The sequence below is a fragment of the Chryseobacterium phosphatilyticum genome, from assembly GCF_002899825.2.
Taxonomy (GTDB): domain Bacteria; phylum Bacteroidota; class Bacteroidia; order Flavobacteriales; family Weeksellaceae; genus Chryseobacterium; species Chryseobacterium phosphatilyticum.
In genome coordinates this window covers 136,796-155,755 of record NZ_PPED02000006.1, presented here as the reverse complement: position 1 = coordinate 155,755, position 18,960 = coordinate 136,796, and the positions used below count along the sequence as shown (strand labels likewise).

16 protein-coding genes and 1 tRNA gene are annotated in these 18,960 nt (G+C 30.6%); 6 read left to right on the top strand and 11 right to left on the bottom strand.

The window, feature by feature from the left end:
* Nucleotides 1-25: 25 nt before the first annotated feature.
* The gene (locus C1631_RS20845) at nucleotides 26-1,231 is read right to left on the bottom strand and encodes an ABC transporter permease (RefSeq protein ID WP_103249261.1); all 1,206 of its coding nucleotides are present in this window, start codon (nucleotides 1,229-1,231) and stop codon (nucleotides 26-28) included.
* A 3-nt stretch (nucleotides 1,232-1,234) separates the two neighbouring features.
* Nucleotides 1,235-1,594 carry a 30S ribosome-binding factor RbfA gene (gene rbfA, locus C1631_RS20840; protein ID WP_027373534.1) on the bottom strand — a complete coding sequence of 120 codons (360 nt, stop codon included), beginning with the start codon at nucleotides 1,592-1,594 and terminating at the stop codon, nucleotides 1,235-1,237.
* Between the two features lie 93 nt (nucleotides 1,595-1,687).
* Between rbfA and mce the strand changes: the two genes are divergently transcribed.
* Both mce and C1631_RS20830 read left to right on the top strand, forming a co-directional pair.
* Nucleotides 1,688-2,086 (top strand): methylmalonyl-CoA epimerase, encoded by a 399-nt coding sequence (gene mce, locus C1631_RS20835; protein ID WP_109713989.1) that lies wholly within the window; start codon nucleotides 1,688-1,690, stop codon nucleotides 2,084-2,086.
* Between the two features lie 62 nt (nucleotides 2,087-2,148).
* Nucleotides 2,149-2,222: transfer RNA gene (locus tag C1631_RS20830), tRNA-Ile, on the top strand.
* 262 nt (nucleotides 2,223-2,484) lie between these two features.
* On the opposite strand, the gene C1631_RS20825 is transcribed toward C1631_RS20830, so the two are convergent.
* The 3 genes from C1631_RS20825 to C1631_RS24570 all read right to left on the bottom strand — a co-directional run bounded on the left by C1631_RS20825 (nucleotide 2,485) and on the right by C1631_RS24570 (nucleotide 6,805).
* A complete protein-coding gene (locus C1631_RS20825; protein ID WP_123966753.1) occupies nucleotides 2,485-4,446 on the bottom strand; it encodes a hypothetical protein in 1,962 nt (653 codons plus the stop codon).
* A 19-nt stretch (nucleotides 4,447-4,465) separates the two neighbouring features.
* On the bottom strand, nucleotides 4,466-6,412 hold the full coding sequence (locus tag C1631_RS20820) for an ATP-binding protein (RefSeq protein WP_103246718.1): 1,947 nt from the start codon (nucleotides 6,410-6,412) through the stop codon (nucleotides 4,466-4,468).
* A 162-nt stretch (nucleotides 6,413-6,574) separates the two neighbouring features.
* Nucleotides 6,575-6,805 (bottom strand): tyrosine-type recombinase/integrase, encoded by a 231-nt coding sequence (locus tag C1631_RS24570; RefSeq protein WP_103246717.1) that lies wholly within the window; start codon nucleotides 6,803-6,805, stop codon nucleotides 6,575-6,577.
* A gap of 277 nt (nucleotides 6,806-7,082) precedes the next feature.
* Here C1631_RS24570 and C1631_RS20810 point away from each other — a divergent pair, with 277 nt between their 5' ends.
* The 4 genes from C1631_RS20810 (at nucleotide 7,083) to C1631_RS20795 (ending at nucleotide 11,411) form a co-directional block, all read left to right on the top strand.
* Entirely contained in the window at nucleotides 7,083-7,367 is a 285-nt protein-coding gene (locus C1631_RS20810) for a hypothetical protein (RefSeq protein ID WP_109713987.1), read from the top strand.
* Between the two features lie 56 nt (nucleotides 7,368-7,423).
* Nucleotides 7,424-8,383 carry a hypothetical protein gene (locus C1631_RS20805; RefSeq protein WP_109713985.1) on the top strand — a complete coding sequence of 320 codons (960 nt, stop codon included), beginning with the start codon at nucleotides 7,424-7,426 and terminating at the stop codon, nucleotides 8,381-8,383.
* Nucleotides 8,384-8,398: 15 nt separating this feature from the next.
* A complete protein-coding gene (locus C1631_RS20800; protein ID WP_165828351.1) occupies nucleotides 8,399-9,466 on the top strand; it encodes a PIN domain-containing protein in 1,068 nt (355 codons plus the stop codon).
* A gap of 505 nt (nucleotides 9,467-9,971) precedes the next feature.
* Nucleotides 9,972-11,411 (top strand): T9SS type A sorting domain-containing protein, encoded by a 1,440-nt coding sequence (locus C1631_RS20795; protein ID WP_165828350.1) that lies wholly within the window; start codon nucleotides 9,972-9,974, stop codon nucleotides 11,409-11,411.
* 152 nt (nucleotides 11,412-11,563) lie between these two features.
* Here C1631_RS20795 and C1631_RS20790 read toward each other — a convergent pair whose 3' ends face one another.
* The 6 genes from C1631_RS20790 to C1631_RS20775 form a co-directional block, all read right to left on the bottom strand.
* Nucleotides 11,564-13,753, bottom strand: coding sequence for a peptidase domain-containing ABC transporter (locus C1631_RS20790; RefSeq protein WP_109713983.1), 2,190 nt, complete (start codon nucleotides 13,751-13,753; stop codon nucleotides 11,564-11,566).
* A gap of 8 nt (nucleotides 13,754-13,761) precedes the next feature.
* A complete protein-coding gene (locus C1631_RS20785) occupies nucleotides 13,762-14,613 on the bottom strand; it encodes a hypothetical protein (protein WP_123966751.1) in 852 nt (283 codons plus the stop codon).
* Between the two features lie 248 nt (nucleotides 14,614-14,861).
* Nucleotides 14,862-15,893 (bottom strand): ATP-grasp domain-containing protein, encoded by a 1,032-nt coding sequence (locus tag C1631_RS20780; RefSeq protein ID WP_109713979.1) that lies wholly within the window; start codon nucleotides 15,891-15,893, stop codon nucleotides 14,862-14,864.
* A 134-nt stretch (nucleotides 15,894-16,027) separates the two neighbouring features.
* Nucleotides 16,028-16,198 (bottom strand): hypothetical protein, encoded by a 171-nt coding sequence (locus tag C1631_RS24230; RefSeq protein ID WP_165828349.1) that lies wholly within the window; start codon nucleotides 16,196-16,198, stop codon nucleotides 16,028-16,030.
* A gap of 94 nt (nucleotides 16,199-16,292) precedes the next feature.
* Nucleotides 16,293-16,451, bottom strand: coding sequence for a hypothetical protein (locus C1631_RS24225; RefSeq protein ID WP_165828348.1), 159 nt, complete (start codon nucleotides 16,449-16,451; stop codon nucleotides 16,293-16,295).
* Nucleotides 16,452-16,581: 130 nt separating this feature from the next.
* Complete coding sequence (locus C1631_RS20775; protein WP_109713977.1) at nucleotides 16,582-18,753, bottom strand: outer membrane beta-barrel family protein; 2,172 nt, start codon at nucleotides 18,751-18,753, stop codon at nucleotides 16,582-16,584.
* Between the last annotated feature and the right edge of the window lie 207 nt (nucleotides 18,754-18,960).

Sequence of the window (18,960 nt, the reverse complement as noted above, 5' to 3'; positions counted from 1 at the left end):
TACTGAAATGTATAGATGTTATATATTAACTTTTAGTAATATACTCTTTGCTGATCTTTGAAAAGAACCATGAAATGGCGATTCCAAATACAGATGCAGTAAGGGCTACAATAAGATAGTTTTTTCCAACAATTTTTACCGGGAAGGGAAGTACCTCATTGGCTCTGAAGAATTCTGTGTACAACTGGAAGTAGCATAATGCGGTTCCACATATCAGACCGGTGATCACGCCAGAAATTACTATAAGGATTCCTGTGTAGAAATAGGTCATTCTTAAATGACTTAAAGGAAAGCCTAGTGAAATAAGGGACTTTGCCTGTTCTTTTTTATCAAGTTGTAAGATAATAATTGCTCCTGCAAGATTAAAAGTGGTAATAAATATAACCAGTGCAAATATAAGATAGATAAACAGTTTTTCTGTATTGATCATCTTCCAGAAGGCTGCATTTTCTTCTTCTTTGGTTTTGATTTCAATTGTTTTTCCAAGCGAAGTCAGCAGGTTTTGCTTTACAGCATCTGCATTTTCTGGATTTTTCAATTTGATGACAATCTGATAGGCCGACTTTTTTGGAAGACTTAATAATTCCTCGGTAAGTTCAATAGGAGAGATGATATAACTGTCCAACTGGTCTTTTCCGGGGAACACTCCTGTTACAGAAATATCCCTTTTGTTATAGATGTCTTCTTCTTTATTGATGATACCGGTTCCCGGCTTAGGCATAAAGATCGTCGCATAGTTGTTGGATGAATCAACAGGAATGGATAACCTGTTGTCCAGGCTATTTTCCATTAATACCTCATTCGAATATTTGAAGCTGGGATACGTTCCGTAGAATATATCCTTATTAATAGGATTTACTTTAATGTATGCGGAATCAACCCCCCTTAAATATGCAATATCGCCTTTCCCATTGAAACTGATGTATACTTTTTCCTCAATAACACGGGAGAAGCTCTTAATTTCTTTATTGGCAGATAAAGCTGTATTCACTTTATCCAGATTTTTGATGGTTTTTCCGGAAGTACTTTTCAACGTAAGATCTGCATGCAGATTTGAAATAAGATCCTTGTTCAAATCTTCAAGTCCGGAAAAGACGGAAATAATAACGAACATTGCAGTCACAGCAACCGTCATGGCACCTACAGCTAGCCACGTAATAAACGTAACGGCAGTACTGCCTTTTTTAGCCAAAAGGTATCTGGATGCTATGTAAAATGCAATATTCTTCAAGATCTATAAAACAGGATTGTCGCCTTCGCCTCTTAATTCTCTCTCCAGTTTTTCAACATCATCAAGAGCGGTATCCAGGTAGAAGTTAAGCTGTGGAATGATACGTACCTGTTTTGCCATTTTCTGGCCGATGAAGTTTCTGTATTGAGGTTTATTCTCTTCAATCTCCTTCATCACGGCAGTACGGAATTCCTGTGGGAAAATGCTTAAATAAATTTTAGCAATTCCCAGGTCAGCAGTTACTTTTACATCTGAAACAGATACCAATATGCTCTGTTTGCTCTCTGAAGCCTGTTTGCGGAAAAGCTCTGCGAAGTCTTCCTGAATAATCTGTGCTACTTTTCTTTGTCTGTTACTTTCCATAATTTATGCAAATTTAGTACTTTTGTTTGAATTGATACTTTGAAATTCTGTTCCGGTATCAAATTTACGATTTAATTATATTTATCAGTCTTTATGAAACTAGAACATATTGGTATTGCAGTACAATCTTTGGGAGTCTCTGATGAGCTTTTTACCAGATTATTAGGAAAAGAATCTTATAAGCAGGAAACGGTAGAAAGGGAAGGGGTTGTGACATCTTTCTATGCAACGGGAGAAAGTAAAATTGAGCTGTTGGAAGCCAGTAATCCTGAAAGTCCTATCTCAAAATTTATAGAAAAGAAAGGGGAAGGCATCCATCATTTAGCTTTTGGGGTTGAAAATATCCTGGAGGAGGTAAAAAGATTAAAAAAAGAAGGATTTCAGTTTATCTCTGAAGAACCGAAAGAAGGTGCTGATAACAAATTAGTTGTCTTTCTTCATCCCAAGTCTACAAACGGCGTACTGGTAGAACTTTGCCAAGAAAAGCAATAAAAAATTTTGTGGTGAAAGAAATTTTACTATTTTTGCAAACACAAAATTTAACCAAGTTTTGAGGTCCTATAGCTCAGTTGGTTAGAGCACCTGACTCATAATCAGGTGGTCCCTGGTTCGAGCCCAGGTGGGACCACATAAAATCAGACACTTACATATTTGCAAGTGTCTTTTTTATTTTCTTGCAAGAAAGTTGCAAGTTTTTTATAGTTGACATAACTCTTTAATAAAAATATACTTATTTTGTATATGAAACTATAACGAAAACTTTTATTGCTTATGGGTGAAAAATCAACTATTGATATCCATGTGCTTATCAATAATATTTTTTTAATTCTGTTAACAATACTATTGACGCTATAAAGGATTCTCTAAATTCTTAGAACAAAAAGAAGATTTTATATTTCTACTTCTCCTTTATTTTTGTCTTTTTTATTCATATCTGCTATAATAATACTTCTTGCAATATTCAAATCATCATCTATTTTTAGAACTAGTATAACCAATAATTTTAATAATATATTATAATCATTTTCCTGTTCCTTTTCATCGTGGCTATTTGTGGCATGTACATATTTATTTCTTAACCATAAACCATTTGAGAATCGATTATTAAGATAGAAATTAAAATAATCTTGTTCAGATTTAGAGAATAATGAGCCTGAAAAAGAAACCATTTTTTGTATTTCCATTTTATCAATTTCATTTCTGATATTTTCTGGGAAATACCAATAGCTCATAACATCATTATTTCGTAAGATACCAATTATTGTAAGCAATTTTTCATTGTAAGGTTTTATCCATCCATTCTCATCAACTTTAAGATAGCTTTCATCAATAAATTGTTGTATATAAAATTTGCGATTGTCCTCAAAATCCTCCATTGTAATATTTTCTGAGGTAATAAGATGAAAGAAACAAGTATATTTTTTGCCATACTTTTTATAATTAAATAGAAAACTTGTATCAGCGAAAAAATTATGACTTAATTTTAGATATTCATCTCCTGTGGGATAAACATACTTTCTTTCCATCAGTGATGGAATTTTCTCAAATCCAGATGTTTTCGTAGTAATCTGCAATAATTCAAAATCTATATGATCATCATGCACGTACAGTTTGTATTGTTCTATCAATGATTCAAATTCCGGTACAATTAGACGGATCTTTTCTAACGAAGTACTTGAGAGAGTAGGAAGGTATAATTTGAAACCATTAATATTGAATTTACTATTAATATAGATGTTAACAAAATGTTCTAAAATGGTTTCAACCTTTATGTTAATAGATTCTAAAAAATGGGTGTAAATTTGAAATTTCAAAGTGCCAATTAAAGTCTTATCCTGAAAATGGGCAGATATTAGAAATTCATTTTTAGATCTCATGAAAACCTTTTCAAGAGTATCAATCTGCGCTGATTTTGAAACAGAATCAATACATCCTTGAAAATCCAATAAACCAAATATAGATCTAAAATTCTTAAATAATGAAATCTCATCGATGTTTTCTAATAATCTCTTTTCACTGTATGAAATTATTTGTGTCCCATCTTTAAAAGTGATTTTCGAAATTTCTTCCTGATCTTTAGAAAGAGATACGCCTCTGCATACTACTGTTGCATTATTACTATCAAATAATTCATCATTTAATTTCCTTGATAATCTTTTTGCTTTAAGACGTGTTTTATCACTAATTTTTAAAAATTCGGAATCTTTATTTTTTTCTATTAATCTAATATAATTAAGATTTACGTTTTCAGAATCAATATATTTATTAATTAGATTCTCTCTATCAATGAGGGTAAGAGATTTAGGATAGAATTTTTCCTTAGGTTTACTATCGTGGTTTGATTCATAATAGTTTAAAAGATTTTCCGCATTTCTTTCATTTGATAAAAAATAATCTCGAATTTCTTCTTCGAAAAAAAGTACAATCCTATTACAATAGAGAATGTCATTAATATCAAATTTTTGTTTTACGAATAATAGTTTTAAATCTGAAGATTTAATCTTTTTATAGGTTTCAAATCGGTTAACTAATAACCAAAAAGATTCACAATAATTATAATCAATACTATCATAGAAGTCAACAATCTGTTGCGGTTCCAACTTATTGTAATAAAGATTAATATCTTTCTTAAAATCTTTAATCTGCAACTTATATTCTTCTATTTTATCATCATTCCAATCATTGTGAGTAAAATCATTATCTATATAATTACAAATGTGATGAAGTTCAAGAATATCATTAATAGAATAAGACGATTTTCTGTATAAGTTATTTTCAAAAAATTCATTGATTTTATTCATCATAGGATATGATATAAAATCTTCTTTTGAGAAAAATACTATTCTATTCATGAAGTTATTTAATTATATTTTAGCTAATTTTTTCCTCTTCTTCTTTTAATAAAAAATTGATTTTAGCTTGTTTTCTAATTATATCTAAAAATGTTTTATTTCGTGCCTCTGCGTCATAAACTAATGTTTTTGCACTAACTACGAAAACAGATACACCTATTTTGTCATAATTTCTGTGATAAATAGGATGTTCAGATGAAAATAAAGGGACAAAATCATCTTGTAATAATACTTCTGAAAATTTAGTGTCAACATCAGTAATAAGATAACCATATACTTCATCAATTTTTTCTCTTGATTTAAAAGCTTTTAAATATTCAATTAATTGTAAAATACCTTGATGTTTTTTTCTATGAGATTTATTTTTGTATTCGAATGGTTTTAGTTCTATTAACACGGACTTTAATCTATCTGGGGAAGATGGATTGTGTGAGAAAAAAAGTGAAAGGTCAGGTTTATCATTTAGAATATCAATATCATCTGTAGATAAATCAACGTCTTTTAAAACATCCGTAATTTTTCTATCACTTGCCGCATATGTGTAGGTTGTAAATCTATCATCCAATAACCATAAGTTATTCTTTCCAATACTGTAATAATCGTCTTTCGTATACCTTTGCATGAACATATTATGAATAATTGCTTCAACTTTTTCACCATTATCTACAAGATTTTTTAACCTTTCAATAACAATTACTCTATCATTAATATATGATACTAATTCATTTTGTGTTAATTGTATAGCATCATTAAGTTCAGAATTAGTATAAAAATTTTTTCCTGCATTTGTTAAAACTTTCTCTTTAGCAGTATCAAATTTCTTTTTCGCCTTTTCAATTATTTGCCGTTTGTCAAGAAATCCTGCTAGATCTATATCTTCAGATTCTATATAGTGAGTTAAATATGGTCTTTCTTCTTGAATTTCTTTTAACTTAGTTTTATTTATTTTTTCAGTTTCGGGAACACCCTCTTTTACTAGTTCACTAAATATTTTTTTAACTTCACTATTAATCATGTCCCAAGATAATGTTGAAAACATATCCCTTTTGATAGGGAAAATATCAAAATCATTTCTCTCATTATTGGCTCTTTCATCTAAATAAGCTGATTCTAGTAACATGAAACCTGAGTATCCATATGGCATTGTGATTTTTAGATCTTTATCTTGGAACTCGCACACTGTTCTATTATTTGCACAGTAATATGAATACAATTCACCTATTTCTTTAGAAATTCTATAATTTAACTTAAATAATATAGAATTCCCAGAATAAGTTTTTATTTCAAATGATTTTTCAGTAAAGTTTGGAATTTCTTTTGGAGAAATTGAGACAGTAGAGTTGTCAAATTCATTTATGAAAATAATATTTACATTAATACCTTTTTTTTGATAAAAGAATAAAGTAGGTACTAAATTCATTAGAACTTTATTTTTAATCTCTGTAATATCTAATAAAATTCTTCTATCAATTTTTCTATCAAAATCGTAATAAGCTTTATTGATGTAGCTTAATGAAACTTCTGTTTGACTTTCTAAAGTAGTGCATTTTGCTATGTTAATATTATCTGTATCGAAATCAAAATCGAATTTAAATTTTTTAGTTTCATTGATAGAAGGAATATTACTTGAATAATTTACAAATTCATATACTTTTAATAGAACAAATCTTCCAACACCTTTACATCCTAAATCTTTTTTGTATTCGGAACGATAAGTGGAAAAGGAATTAAAATTCTCATCAGTCAAACCATCACCATTATCAACAATTCTAATTGTATTTAATTTAGGTGGTAAATATTCTTCTCCTTCTAGTGGATTATCATTGGTATTTAAATAACATTTAATTTCTGTAGCGTTAGCGTGTATAGAATTAGTTATTAATTCAAAAATCACATCATACTGATTAACCCTTGAGCTAATATCTTCATTGACAATTCTACTTATTGAAGCTAACATTTGACTCATTCCAATTGAAATTTTAGAAGAGTAAATCTAAACAATTAGTATTAAAAATAAAAATTTTGTAAGAAAACATATTTCATTCATAACGTTAGAGTATTTAACTACTCCAATTTAGGAAATGACTTATTATTAGGGTATTTAAAGTTTGAGAAGTCTTAATTCTACTTATATTAAATGATCATTTACTTTGAATATCGTTTCCGTATCCAAACTGTCAAGATAGTGTTTTGTCACAATCGTATTTGAATGTGATAACATTTCAGATATTGTATCAATAGAAACTCCATTTCTTCTTAAGACTGTTGCATATGAGTCTCTGGCTGTCTTCAATTGTAAAGTAATTGACAATTGAAGTTTTTCAGATATTTCTTTTAAAGATTTATTTAAATTGCAAATGGGTGATCAATTAATCGGAACCACAATCAATTCAACAATTTGAAAAAGAATTAAAAGTTTTAGAAATCATATTTTGACTTAGAGTTTAACTTCTTATTATATTAATATGTTTTGTTCCTATAAATGTAATAATATTATTTTATAATCCGTAAAAATACGGAGGCACTATTGTGGTAAAAATTGTAGTTTCGAAAATTGGTTTGGAACAAATAGATAATAGATACTTGTTGCGGAATCTTAATGCAAATGAAACGGTTTAAAGCAAAAATATAGAAAAATGAGTAATCTTAATAGAGCAGATTTAATTGGGAAATTTTATAATGATGAATACCTTTTGGAAATAACAGAAAATGCTGTTCAATTAAACAGTAATATTGGTACAGAGCATAAACCTTTTTATACTGATATTATATTTCGGGAGAAATATGAATTTAAACTTGAAAATAATAAAATAAAAATTTCTCAAAATTTAGATATTTTAAAACCTTCTGATCATGAAAAGAAAATAATAGTTGTGATTTCTAATTCTTTCACTTTTATAAATTTAATTAGATTTATATAAATTAAATTGTATTCTAGAAATTTAAATATAGTAAATGAAATAATAGAATTGAAAGGATGTTTTATAATATTAATGGGATACCGTCTGAGTCTCCGTCTGAAGAAAAGTTTTTTATAACCGAAAATATTATTAAAGATTTTATTTTCAAAGAAGGTGATTTGACACTAGAGATAGAAAATATATGTATCCGCTTAAGAAATAAAATAGCTATTAGTATCTTTGGAAAAGTTGAGAATTTACATTTTCTTAATTCATGTCCTATATTTCCATTTGTAGCTTATGCTGGGATTGATGCTGAAATTAGAATATCAAAGTTAGAATTTGAAAAAACTTACAGTGAAATTGAGGATAAAAAAACATTGAACAAACTCTTATATTATTACGACGTTGAAAATCTAATAAGTAGTATTCAAAATTCTGTTTTAGAAACTAAATATCTAGTGGGAAATTTTTACAAGCTTCTTAATGAAAATAATTTTTTAGTAGCAGAAAATTATACGATTGTTGATAATGGTATTCAATATGCATCAGGACCAATAGTTGTTAATATTACTTCAATTGTAAATTATCTATTTATAAATTTATATAGTCAATTAGATTTTGTTACAAAATTAGCATACGAGATTGAGAATCTAAATTTAGATTTCGAGAAGTATCCAAAATTAAAATCTAAAGATATCCTTTATGGAGATCAAAAAAAGATCAAACTTGCATACTATCCAAATTCTTTATTTGAATTCTCAAATGACATTAAAATAATAATGTATTTGAGAAATGAAATAGTTCATAATGCCTCGATAGATAGTATTCCAAAAGTTTATCAAGTGATTAAGGATAAAAAAGTAATTGAGAAATTTATTTTACTCCCAGATTTTGAAAATGGGATTATCAAAGTTTTTAAAAATCGTAGAAGATTTTTTAATGACGACGTTAAATTAAATGAAATATTACCAGCAATGATTACTGATTTTTGGATGAGATTAAAACTGACTTTAGAGAATATAGAATTTTTGTAGAGTAAAAAAAATATTATGACAAAAAAATTAAATAAGAATGAAGATATCTCTTCCACAGCAGCTAAAAAGAAAATAGAAAAGAACTTTGAGACTTTAATTTTTATTGATACTAATATATTTTTAGATTTTTATCGTATTAGAAACAATGTTTCGATCAAATATCTAAATGAAATTATTGATCATGAAGAATTGATTATTACATCTAATCAGGTTGAAATGGAGTTTAAGAAAAACAGGCAAAGTGCTATTCGTGAATCTATTTTTGAAACAGCAAAAAAACCTGTGATTGGAATTAGTTATCCTGCTATTGTCAGTGATCATGAATCTCTTGAAAAAATAAAAAATTCAAAAAAAGATATCGAAATAGAGCAATCAAAGATAAAAGAAACTATTGAACAGATTTTAAAAAAGCCTAATGAATATGATAGGGTTTATATATCCTTGGAAAAAATTTTTAAAACTTCAAGGAAAATTAATCTAAGTCGTAATGATGAAAGAAGGTTTGAAATCAGAGACCTTGCTAGTAAAAGATTCACTTTAGGATATCCACCTCGTAAAAAAGATGATAATTCCATAGGAGATGCTATAAATTGGGAATGGATAATAAATTGTGCAATTGGCGAAGACAAAAACATTATTATTGTTACTCGAGATGGGGATTATGGTACTATTGACAAAGAGAACTGTTATTTGAATGATTGGTTATTAGAAGAGTTTAAAGATCGAGTTGGAGATAAGAAAAATATTAGATTAACGGATAAACTTTCGGAAGCCTTTAAATGGGTGAAAATTCCTGTAACTTCTGATATGATTGAAGAAGAACAAAAAATAATCAATATGAATAATGCTTGGGATTACATGAACGCAAGAAGAATGCAAGAAGATGTATCAAATGTGAGAAACTTAATCAATAATAGTAGTTGGGACTCTTTTTTAATAGATCGGATGTCAAAAGACCAGTTACCATCATGGACAGAACGTTTGAATATGGAAAGATTGCCTGTCAATGAAAATCTATTAGATTTTTTATCTCACCCACTAAGAGATAAACCTTTATCTAGATCAGATCATAAAAAAGAATGATCTGTAATGGTTATAACAAATTCAAAAGGTCACGCTTAAATCATTCGGGATAAAGAAGAGTTCTGTATGCTCCAATTCCAAAATTCCTGCAAGATTTGTTGCAAGAACTTTTTACAACATAGTCAAAATACCTATTAAATCATCAAACTAAAGGAGAGTTTCCCCTATATTGTCCCCTTGAATTATAGTAAGTTATAATTTTTCGGTTATGACTCATAATCAGGTGGTCCCTGGTTCGAGCCCAGGTGGGACCACATAAAATCAGACACTTACAGAAATGTGAGTGTCTTTTTTTATATCGTTAAAATTTCTATCGATTAACCCCTATAATTATATGCTTCTATAGCATCTGAAGACGATTTTCATTGTAGAGTATAAAATGAAAACCCGACTCAATAAAATATAATAGGTCCTGATCAAATTGTTTTTATATATTATATATTTGTCTCTTATTCATTGGAAATATATTTCCATGCTTAATAATCAAACTAATAACTTACTCTTTATGAAAAGAATTTTATTTCTTATAACCATTTTTGTCTTATCGTTATGGGGTGGAAAAACTTGGGCACAGACCTATGTAGATCTCGACACCTCCTTTATTGTTGAAGCTGGATTTGATAACGCGGTAATGACTACTGCTGTACAATCAGACGGGAAAATCCTTGCCGGAGGTTGGTTTACTACCTATAAAGGGGTATCCAGAAATAATATTGCCCGTTTGAATGCGGATGGAAGTCTTGATACTTCTTTTAACGTGGGAGCAGGATTTAATGCTGTTGTTTACACTATTGTTTTACAAGCGGATGGTAAAATCCTTGTGGGGGGTGACTTTACCTCATACAACGGAATTACTCAAAACAGTATTATACGGTTGAACACAGATGGAAGTATAGATACCTCTTTTGCTATGGGAAGTGGGCTCACAACAAGCGGAGGGATGGCATTTGTCAATACGATTGCTATGCAACCTGACGGAAAAATTTTGGTGGGCGGCCGATTTACAGACTATAACGGAACAGCACGACAACGCATTGCCCGTCTTAATACAGATGGTAGTATAGATACTTCCTTTGTGATCGGTTCAGGTTTTAATGCAGATGTTAAGACAATTGCTTTACAATCTGACGGTAAAATTTTGGTGGGTGGAAGTTTCAAAACTTATTCTGTCAATAATGTAAATTATATTGCCCGTCTGAATACGAATGGTGCTATTGACAGTTCGTTTAATATTGGAACAGGATTTGGTGGTAGCCCCAGCGGAGCGGTTGTTCAAACAATTGTCGTTCAACCTGATGATAAAATTCTGGTTGGGGGATATTTTACAACTTATAAGGGAGCCACTCAAAACCGGATTGTGCGTTTAAATACAAATGGAAATGTAGATACAACGTTTGCTGTAGTTGGAGGCGTTGATAATTATTTTGTGAATCATATCGCCTTACAATCAGATGGGAAAATACTATTAGGGGGCGGTTTTATAAGCTATAATGGAATTGCCAGAAGATGTCTCGCCCGTATTAATGCAAACGGAAGTCTGGATACTTCATTTGACATTGGAACCGGTTTTTTTGGAACACTCAGTAATGTAGAAACTATTTCAATACAAGCTGACGGAAAAATTGTCGTTGGTGGGTATTTTACCAGCTATAAAGGAGTAGATCGAAACAGGATTGCTCGTCTTAATGAAGTTGCAACATTGTCTGTGAAAGATTTTAATAAGAAAGAAGAAATAATAGTGTATCCGAATCCGGTAAGTGAAATTCTTCATTTTTCTGAAGAGGTTTCTCATATTAAAATAACAGATCTTTCAGGAAGAGTGGTTCATCAAATTTCCACAATTGGAAAATCTGTAAACGTAACAGGTCTTATCAAAGGAGTGTATGTTATTATAGCAACTACAAAGACCGGAAAAATTATCACCCATAAAATGGTGAAAGGATAGCTTTCCGGAACTTAATAAGAAAATCAAAAAAATCACTTACAGTACTGTGAGTGATTTTTTGTAAAATTATAAGTTATATTTTGAGTAAGAAGGTTTCTGCAATGTGATCTGGCAATAATGCTGTAAGAAAATATAATACATATTCCTTTTTATCAGCTGTCAAGTTCCAGTTGATTTTTTACCAGGGTATAATATTCTTTTTTGTTATCTACCAATTGCTGATGATTTCCAACTTCCACCACTGTTCCTTGCTTTAAAACTAGTATCTGATCAGCATTTTTTACGGTTGACAGTCTATGAGCAATGATGATAACTGTTTTTCCTTTGAAGAAATTTTGTAGGTTGTGATGGATGATCTTTTCATTTACAGAATCCAATGCACTTGTTGCTTCGTCTAAAATAAGAATTTCCGGGTTTTTGTACATTGCTCTCGCAATAAGGATGCGCTGTTGTTGCCCTTTACTTAAGCCCAATCCATTTTCGCCGATTTTTGTTTCTGCATTTTGAGGAAGGATATCGATAAGCTCATCTAAATTTGTTTGGGAGATGATATGATTGAATTTTTTTTCCTCATAATCTTGCCCCATTACGATATTTCCTTTAACAGTGTCTGAAAATATATATCCATCCTGAAAGACCACGCTTATTTTTTCTCTCCATTTATTAAAATTGAATTTTTCAATGGATCTGTCATTTAGGAATACCTGTCCTGAAAATGGTTCATAAAACTTCATGAGTAGTTTTATAAGGGTTGTTTTGCCACTACCACTTGTTCCTACAATAGCAGTGGTACTATTGGATTTTAACGTTAAATTTAGGTTTTCAAAAATTTTGTACTCGTTAGGATTCTGGTAACCGAAGCTTACATTTTTAAAGATAATATCACCATCAGCGGAAATTTCATTGTTGGAATCGCCCGATATATCCTCTTCATCTTTCTTTTCATATACATCAATTAATCTTTCTAAACTTATTTTAGCATCTTGTAATGAATATATGAATAGGACAAAATGTTCTAAGGGAGCATTGAGCTGGCCAATAATGAATGAAATTGCCAGCATGGTTCCCAATGTAATAGAATCTTCAATAACCATAAAAGCTGCCAGGCCCAGAATAATAGTGTTTTTTATCTGGGTTAAATAATTAATTCCAAATTCCTGAGTATTAGATAATTTTAAATTTTTTCTATTGACTTCAACCAACTCATCCTGTACATTTCTCCATTCTTTTACTTTCTTGACTTCGAAATTGTTGATTTTTATATCAGAGATACCGTTGACAACTTCGTACAATATATTTCTGTTCAAAGACTCAAGTTCAAATTTTTTGTAATTCAGAAATTTTCTGGCTTTATGAAACCATAATACCCATAATACGGAAATAATTGAGCCTGTAAAAAAGACCAGGAAAATATAATGAGAGTATTGAATGAGAACAATTGAGAAAATTAAAAAAGAGAGAACAGAAATAATGAATTGCATGGTATTCTGAGAAAAAAAGTTCTCAATTTTCTCATGATCGGCTATTCTTAAAAGGATGTCTGATGATAGCTTGTTTTCAAAAAATGAAAGAGGCATCTTCATCAGTTTAATTAGAAAGTCGTTGACCAGTTTCAACCCAAACCTGATCTTGACTGTAAGAAACATCCATCCTTGAACAAACTCCATGATCATGGAAGATGTATAGGTTATAAACTGTGCAGAGAGAAAGTATATAATAAAATATACACTTTTATCCTTAACCCCTCTGTCAACCAATTGCTGATTGATATAAGGATAAAGAAAATTAAATGAGGCGATTAATAATATTAATGTGAATATAAGAGCCAATTTTCCATATACCGGCTTAAGATACTGTAAGAAGTATGAAAATTTAATTTTTTTTACTTCACTATCAATATTAGGGTTAAAGTTATCATTAGGTTCAAAAAGGAGAGCGATTCCATTTTTCTCGTGATCTACATTCCACAGGGATTCCATTTCATTTTGCTGTAATTTTAGCTTTCCATAAGCAGGATCAGCGATATGAATGAACTGTTTGTTTTTTTTCTTTTCGGATTTATAGGCCACCACATAATGGGTGTTTTTCCAATGTAATATTGCAGGCAGTGGAACTTGATTACATAACTGGTCGAAAGTTATTTGTGCGGGAAGAGTTTCAAACCCAATGGTATCGGCCGCATTAATCAGGGAGGATAACGTTACTCCGTTTTTATTTGTATAAGCTATATCCCGCAGGTATCTGATATCTATCTTTCGATTGTAGAACTGCGCTATCATTTTAAGGCAGGTCGCTCCACAATCAGCGCTCTCGAGCTGTTTAAAAAAAATGAACTTTCCCATGGCCTGTTTTAATTTATTATTTCATATAAGCCTTCTGATGTTTTTCTAAGGTTGTTTGAAATAAGTCGGTTGTATCTTAATTCATCATCCTTCAAACCAAGTATCATATCATGCGATACATGCCAAAGCTCCTTAATATCTGTTTCTTTTAGTATTTGGATAATATTATTTTTGTTTACATTACCGAATACAGATTCATTTTTTAAACAATTTTTCACATTTCCCAGATAATCAATACCTATTTTTTTATTGTAATAAGGATTGTATTGAAGGGATTCTCTATAGTATTCAAAGTCAATAATTAAGTCTGTATCATCAAAGTTTTTTTTCCTTATATATTCCATGTCTTTTTTGGTGAACAGAATATTTTGCAAAGCATAGTTCGCCTTTGTTCTATCTGATCCATAAAATACCATAGCCTCCAATTTTTTAAACTTTTTTAACCTGTGATAAATCTGTAGTGAACCTTTTTGGCTGATATAAGGAATGTATATTTTAATTGATCTCAAAACCAGATCATCGCAGTATTGTAGTATTTCTTCTATTGAGGCAAGCTTTTCTTTTCCACAATCTAAAAACCGGATTTCCAGAAACTGGCAATTTAAGTCATCAAGCTGTTCAATAAGATGAGTAATATTATAGTTTTCAAATTGGTACTCTATGATAGCATTATTGATGACCTGAGGTGATTCCCATGTATCTGATATGGGAGTAAACTCATCCCGGAGATCTGAGAAAAATGCAAACTTTTCTACCAACAATAAATTGACGTAACTTTCAAAAATATATTTTTGGTCTGAGAACGTATTTTCTACTTCGGCGTAGGGTAGAGTTGTAAGCATTTTGATTACTTCCACCATTGAAGAGGGGACGTATTTTATATTTTTCTTTTGAAAATCACATATAATGGCATTTTCTTTTCCCTCAATCACTTTGCAAAAAGAAAAAATATTCAAATATTTATTCATCTTTCTTTATTATAAAATTGGATATGGGCTTTGAAGAAATATACATTTTGTAACCGGTTGAAAAATGTTTTTTACTTTTTGTGAAAATGGAACGGGTATAGAGTTCTCCGACACTATCTGTATCCATTTGTGTCATCAGTCTATAGGTTAAAGGCAGCTCCTTCAGCGTTTTTTTGCTGAATATGGTGGATTTCTCTTTCTTTTTCATCATGTTCAACGAGCCAATTGGCAATTTTTTGTTCAATTTTATAATTACATTTATTACCAGGGGCAGTGTATTGTCCGGCCGGATTTATATCCAGTAAAATATATTCATTATTATGAGTTAGTATAACATCAAAAGAGCAGGTATTTAAATGTAAACTTTGGAAAAAATCATGGAGTTGTAACTTGTATTCTTGTGGTAGTTCATAAGGTATCCAGTTGATATTATCTGTTCCGAAGCTCAATTTCACGTCAGTTTCTTCGTTATCTTTGGTTATAATAATTGCCGTCGCATAAAAACTGCCATCAAGATAGAAGACTCTTATTTCCATTTTGGAGTCGACTTTTTGTTGAAAGAGAGTTGCAGTAAAATACTCCGGTAAGGTTTCAATAAAATTCTTTTTTACAGAATTGGTATAGATAGAAAATGTTTTTTCTCCTTTTGTAAAATATCCACTGTGCCTTATGGGCTTCATGATAATGCCATTTTGCTGCTGCTCATAAAACGATAACAAATCTGCTTTGTTGTTACAAAGGATTGTTTCAGGCATCTTTACTCCTCTTTTTTTAGCAAGATAAATATGATCCAGCTTATTGGCATTTATTCCCAGGTAGTGTGGCATCCATACTTTTTTCTTAAACCGTTGAAAAAGGAACTGCATAAGCTCCCGGATTTCGAATTGTAATTCATAATCGGCTTGTTTTAATAATGGATCATCAGTTTCTTTAGAAAAATTGAAAGGAACGTCATGCTCAAACCTCCTGAACCATATTACATTTACTTTATGGCTTATTTCAATTCCATTGATCCATATTTCTCCGGTATTGATATCCAATCTGGTATTGGTTGTTCTGTTAACCAGATCATTGATTGTAATTTTTGCGAAGTCTGCTTTTTGGTAGATAAGCCAGTCTATTACAGGGTCTGTCCCCTGTTCATACCAGTCATAAGATAATATAAGTATCATTTTTTGATTTTAGGGGGATGAGGTTATTTTGAGATAATACGTTCAGACTCTTTGTATGGCAATTTTGAATATTTAATAAATTCTCATGTTATTATTTGATCATGTAAAATATGCCTTATACAGAAGCTTATTCGTTACATATTGTCACTCCAGTGAGATTCTATATCCCGTGCCTGGCTGTCTCTTCCGGTACTGTGAATGTCTAGTGAAAGAGTTCCTCCAAACGTAAGAGTCATCGCTTTTTTATTTAATGACTTGACTGTTTTCAGAGTTGTTAATTTAATTTTAGATTTATTTGGTGTCATTTTTTTTGGTGTTTGAAAGTTATTGTATAACTGATATAGTTAGAAAACCGTATACCGTCAGTAAAAGCCTGACAGTATACGGATATTCCTTATATTAGTCTCTCTTCAAAGAATCGTTTGATGTAGACTCTACATCTCTTTTCTTAGAGCCTTCTGCGATTTCAAGGCCAGTTTCTACCTGATATCCTCCAGATACAAGTTTAATAGTTTTAAGATCTAATGGTTTAACTGTGTTTAAATTTGCTAATTTCATTTTAATTAATTTTAGTTGGATTAATAATTTTATTTTTTTGTCATACAATCCCTGACAAGGGTGTTTTGCTAGCTAGCGATTTATTATGGCCTTTTTGTACTGTACACATACAAAAAGAATAATTCAAAGTTTATTTTCCGGTTCTGTTTTTTTCTTCCTGATTACCAAAATTATGTTTTGATACCTTAAGTTTCTGGTTCCCAAATTTATAGGATAGGGATATGGTGAAAAATTGTGTATCATAATAATTACGGTAGGTAGATTTTATTCCATTGGAATAAGATGTATAAACAGGTTTTTGTGTTTTTAAGATATCATTGGCAATAATGGATAGTTGTAATTTTTTATCTAACATTAAAAATTTAAGCCCTGCATATAAGGATTGGTTGGTACTAACTTTATCCACTCCGCTTACCCCTGGAAAGCTTATCCAGTATCCTACATTAAAAGATAATGTCTTTTGCGAGTTTAGAGAAAATTCATTGTCTGTAGAAAGGTAGGTATTCCAGCCATTCAGAGAACCCAATGTTACAGGTGTGTCTGAAGTAGATTTGGTATAATTAATATCAAATGTATTGGTGGTTGTCCAAAACTTTACAGGATTGAATGATATATTTTCTGTAAGTCCAATATTATAGGTTTTAAGAAAGTTTAAAACAAAATAACGGGTGATCTTTGTATTACTATCTAATATACCCAGTTGTTCAAAACCATTTTTCTCATAAGAGTAATATATTTTGGATTCAAGATTATCATATGTATAGATAAACTCAAAATTACTTGTATATGATGGTTTTAGAAAAGGATTACCTTCTGTATATGAATAGGGATTATCATATATCCTAAAAGGGTTTAGCTGGCTATAGTTGGGTCTGTTGATTCTTCTGCTGTATGTAACGTTAAATGAATGTTTATCATTGGGGGTATAAGCAAGATAGGCGGTAGGAAAAAACTGAAAATACGTATTGTTATTTTCCTGATCCAGATCTTTTGAATACCCTTTTGTTTGTGTGTTCTCTGCTCTTAGCCCCACATTGGCTTCCCATTGCTCATTAAATTTTCTATTTGCTGAAAAATACAAAGCCTGTGTGTTTTCCGTAAAATCAAATTCATTGGTTTGATTGACATCTAAAACCGGTGTTCCGGAACTGTTGTCATAAAAAATAACATTATTATTGGTCTTAGACTGAGTAACTTTCCCTCCGAATGTCAGTTTTGCCCATTCTAATGGAAGTTCGACATCTACTTTTCCTGAGTAGTTTGTAATATCTTGATTATTATTGTTTATTGCCGCAAAATATGATTGTGGTACATTATTGTTATTCCATGAATTACCATTGTAATTTCTGGTGTTTTTATCTCTTAATGAAAAATAATCTACATCAAACGATATTTTTTTACCTAAAGAATCTAATTTATAAATAGTATGAAAATTAAACTGATTCAGATTGGGTTTTTCATTACTTTTTGCTTTTGAAATAATATATGATTTCAAATCATCCTGAGTATCATAAATATATGAAGCTGTATTATTTTCTTTAATATTCATTTCAGAAAAACTTCCTAAATATTGAAATCCTACAGATAGTTTGTTGGTGAGTTCATAGTCGAGCCCCAATCTTGCTGTCAGAAATTTATTTTCAACTTTTCGGGGACTTTCATTTTCCCATTTTTCTTCCGGATAATAAAAGCTATTGTTATCTATATTTTTCTTGGCTCCATTTCCTGTATTGATAGACGAGAAAATAGATACTTTATTCTTTTGAAAACTAAAATCTGCCCCCATGTTTCCTGTTGGATAGGTAGATTGCCTGTACGATGATCTCACCGTAGCATTCCAGCTATTCTTTTTAGCTTTTTTCAGTACAATATTAATAAGTCCTCCATTTCCTTGTGCGTCATATTTGGCAGGTGGGGTGGTTATTACCTCTATATTTTTAATTTGATCTGACGGAATTGTCTTTAACAAGTTAGCTAGATCATCTCCGGAAAGCTGCATGAGCCTGTCATCTATCATGACTGAAATTCCACTTTTGCCAATAATAGAAATTTTCTCATTGATTACTTTTACTCCCGGGGTAACTCTTAATGCGTCCATTGCATCTCCACCTGATGCAGCGGTAGAGTTTTCAACATTAAACACCAATCGGTCGATTTTTCTTTCTACAAGTTTTCTTCTGGCTGTTATTTCAATTTCCTGTATTTCCTTTTCCAGTAATTTCCCCACAGAATCATTCTTCTTCTCTTGCGAGAAAACGAAGACCGTACATGTGATACTTAATAAGGAAAATACTTTTTTCATTTCTAAATTTTGTTATAAATATTGATAAACTTAAAAATAATTATTTGGTTGTTTATCTGTAGCAAAGATGCAGGTGCTGTGGCGATAAAACAAGAAAAGTCTATCTGGATTTATAAATTTAGAGTAAATACGATAACATATTTATAAATTCAGTATTTGAATTTATAAAAATTGAAAGAAGTAAGTGCTTGAAAGGGAGTTTTTTAT

What these genes read in the sequence shown, in the direction of transcription:
- rbfA (WP_027373534.1), bottom strand. Translation starts at nt 1,594, where the DNA reads ATGGAAAGTAACAGACAAAGAAAAGTAGCACAGATTATTCAGGAAGAC.
- mce (WP_109713989.1), top strand. Translation starts at nt 1,688, where the DNA reads ATGAAACTAGAACATATTGGTATTGCAGTACAATCTTTGGGAGTCTCT.
- C1631_RS20825 (WP_123966753.1), bottom strand. Translation starts at nt 4,446, where the DNA reads ATGAATAGAATAGTATTTTTCTCAAAAGAAGATTTTATATCATATCCT.
- C1631_RS20820 (WP_103246718.1), bottom strand. Translation starts at nt 6,412, where the DNA reads ATGAGTCAAATGTTAGCTTCAATAAGTAGAATTGTCAATGAAGATATT.
- C1631_RS20810 (WP_109713987.1), top strand. Translation starts at nt 7,083, where the DNA reads ATGAGTAATCTTAATAGAGCAGATTTAATTGGGAAATTTTATAATGAT.
- C1631_RS20805 (WP_109713985.1), top strand. Translation starts at nt 7,424, where the DNA reads ATGTTTTATAATATTAATGGGATACCGTCTGAGTCTCCGTCTGAAGAA.
- C1631_RS20800 (WP_165828351.1), top strand. Translation starts at nt 8,399, where the DNA reads ATGACAAAAAAATTAAATAAGAATGAAGATATCTCTTCCACAGCAGCT.
- C1631_RS20795 (WP_165828350.1), top strand. Translation starts at nt 9,972, where the DNA reads ATGAAAAGAATTTTATTTCTTATAACCATTTTTGTCTTATCGTTATGG.
- C1631_RS20790 (WP_109713983.1), bottom strand. Translation starts at nt 13,753, where the DNA reads ATGGGAAAGTTCATTTTTTTTAAACAGCTCGAGAGCGCTGATTGTGGA.
- C1631_RS20785 (WP_123966751.1), bottom strand. Translation starts at nt 14,613, where the DNA reads ATGGTGGAAGTAATCAAAATGCTTACAACTCTACCCTACGCCGAAGTA.
- C1631_RS20780 (WP_109713979.1), bottom strand. Translation starts at nt 15,893, where the DNA reads ATGATACTTATATTATCTTATGACTGGTATGAACAGGGGACAGACCCT.
- C1631_RS24230 (WP_165828349.1), bottom strand. Translation starts at nt 16,198, where the DNA reads ATGACACCAAATAAATCTAAAATTAAATTAACAACTCTGAAAACAGTC.
- C1631_RS24225 (WP_165828348.1), bottom strand. Translation starts at nt 16,451, where the DNA reads ATGAAATTAGCAAATTTAAACACAGTTAAACCATTAGATCTTAAAACT.
- C1631_RS20775 (WP_109713977.1), bottom strand. Translation starts at nt 18,753, where the DNA reads ATGAAAAAAGTATTTTCCTTATTAAGTATCACATGTACGGTCTTCGTT.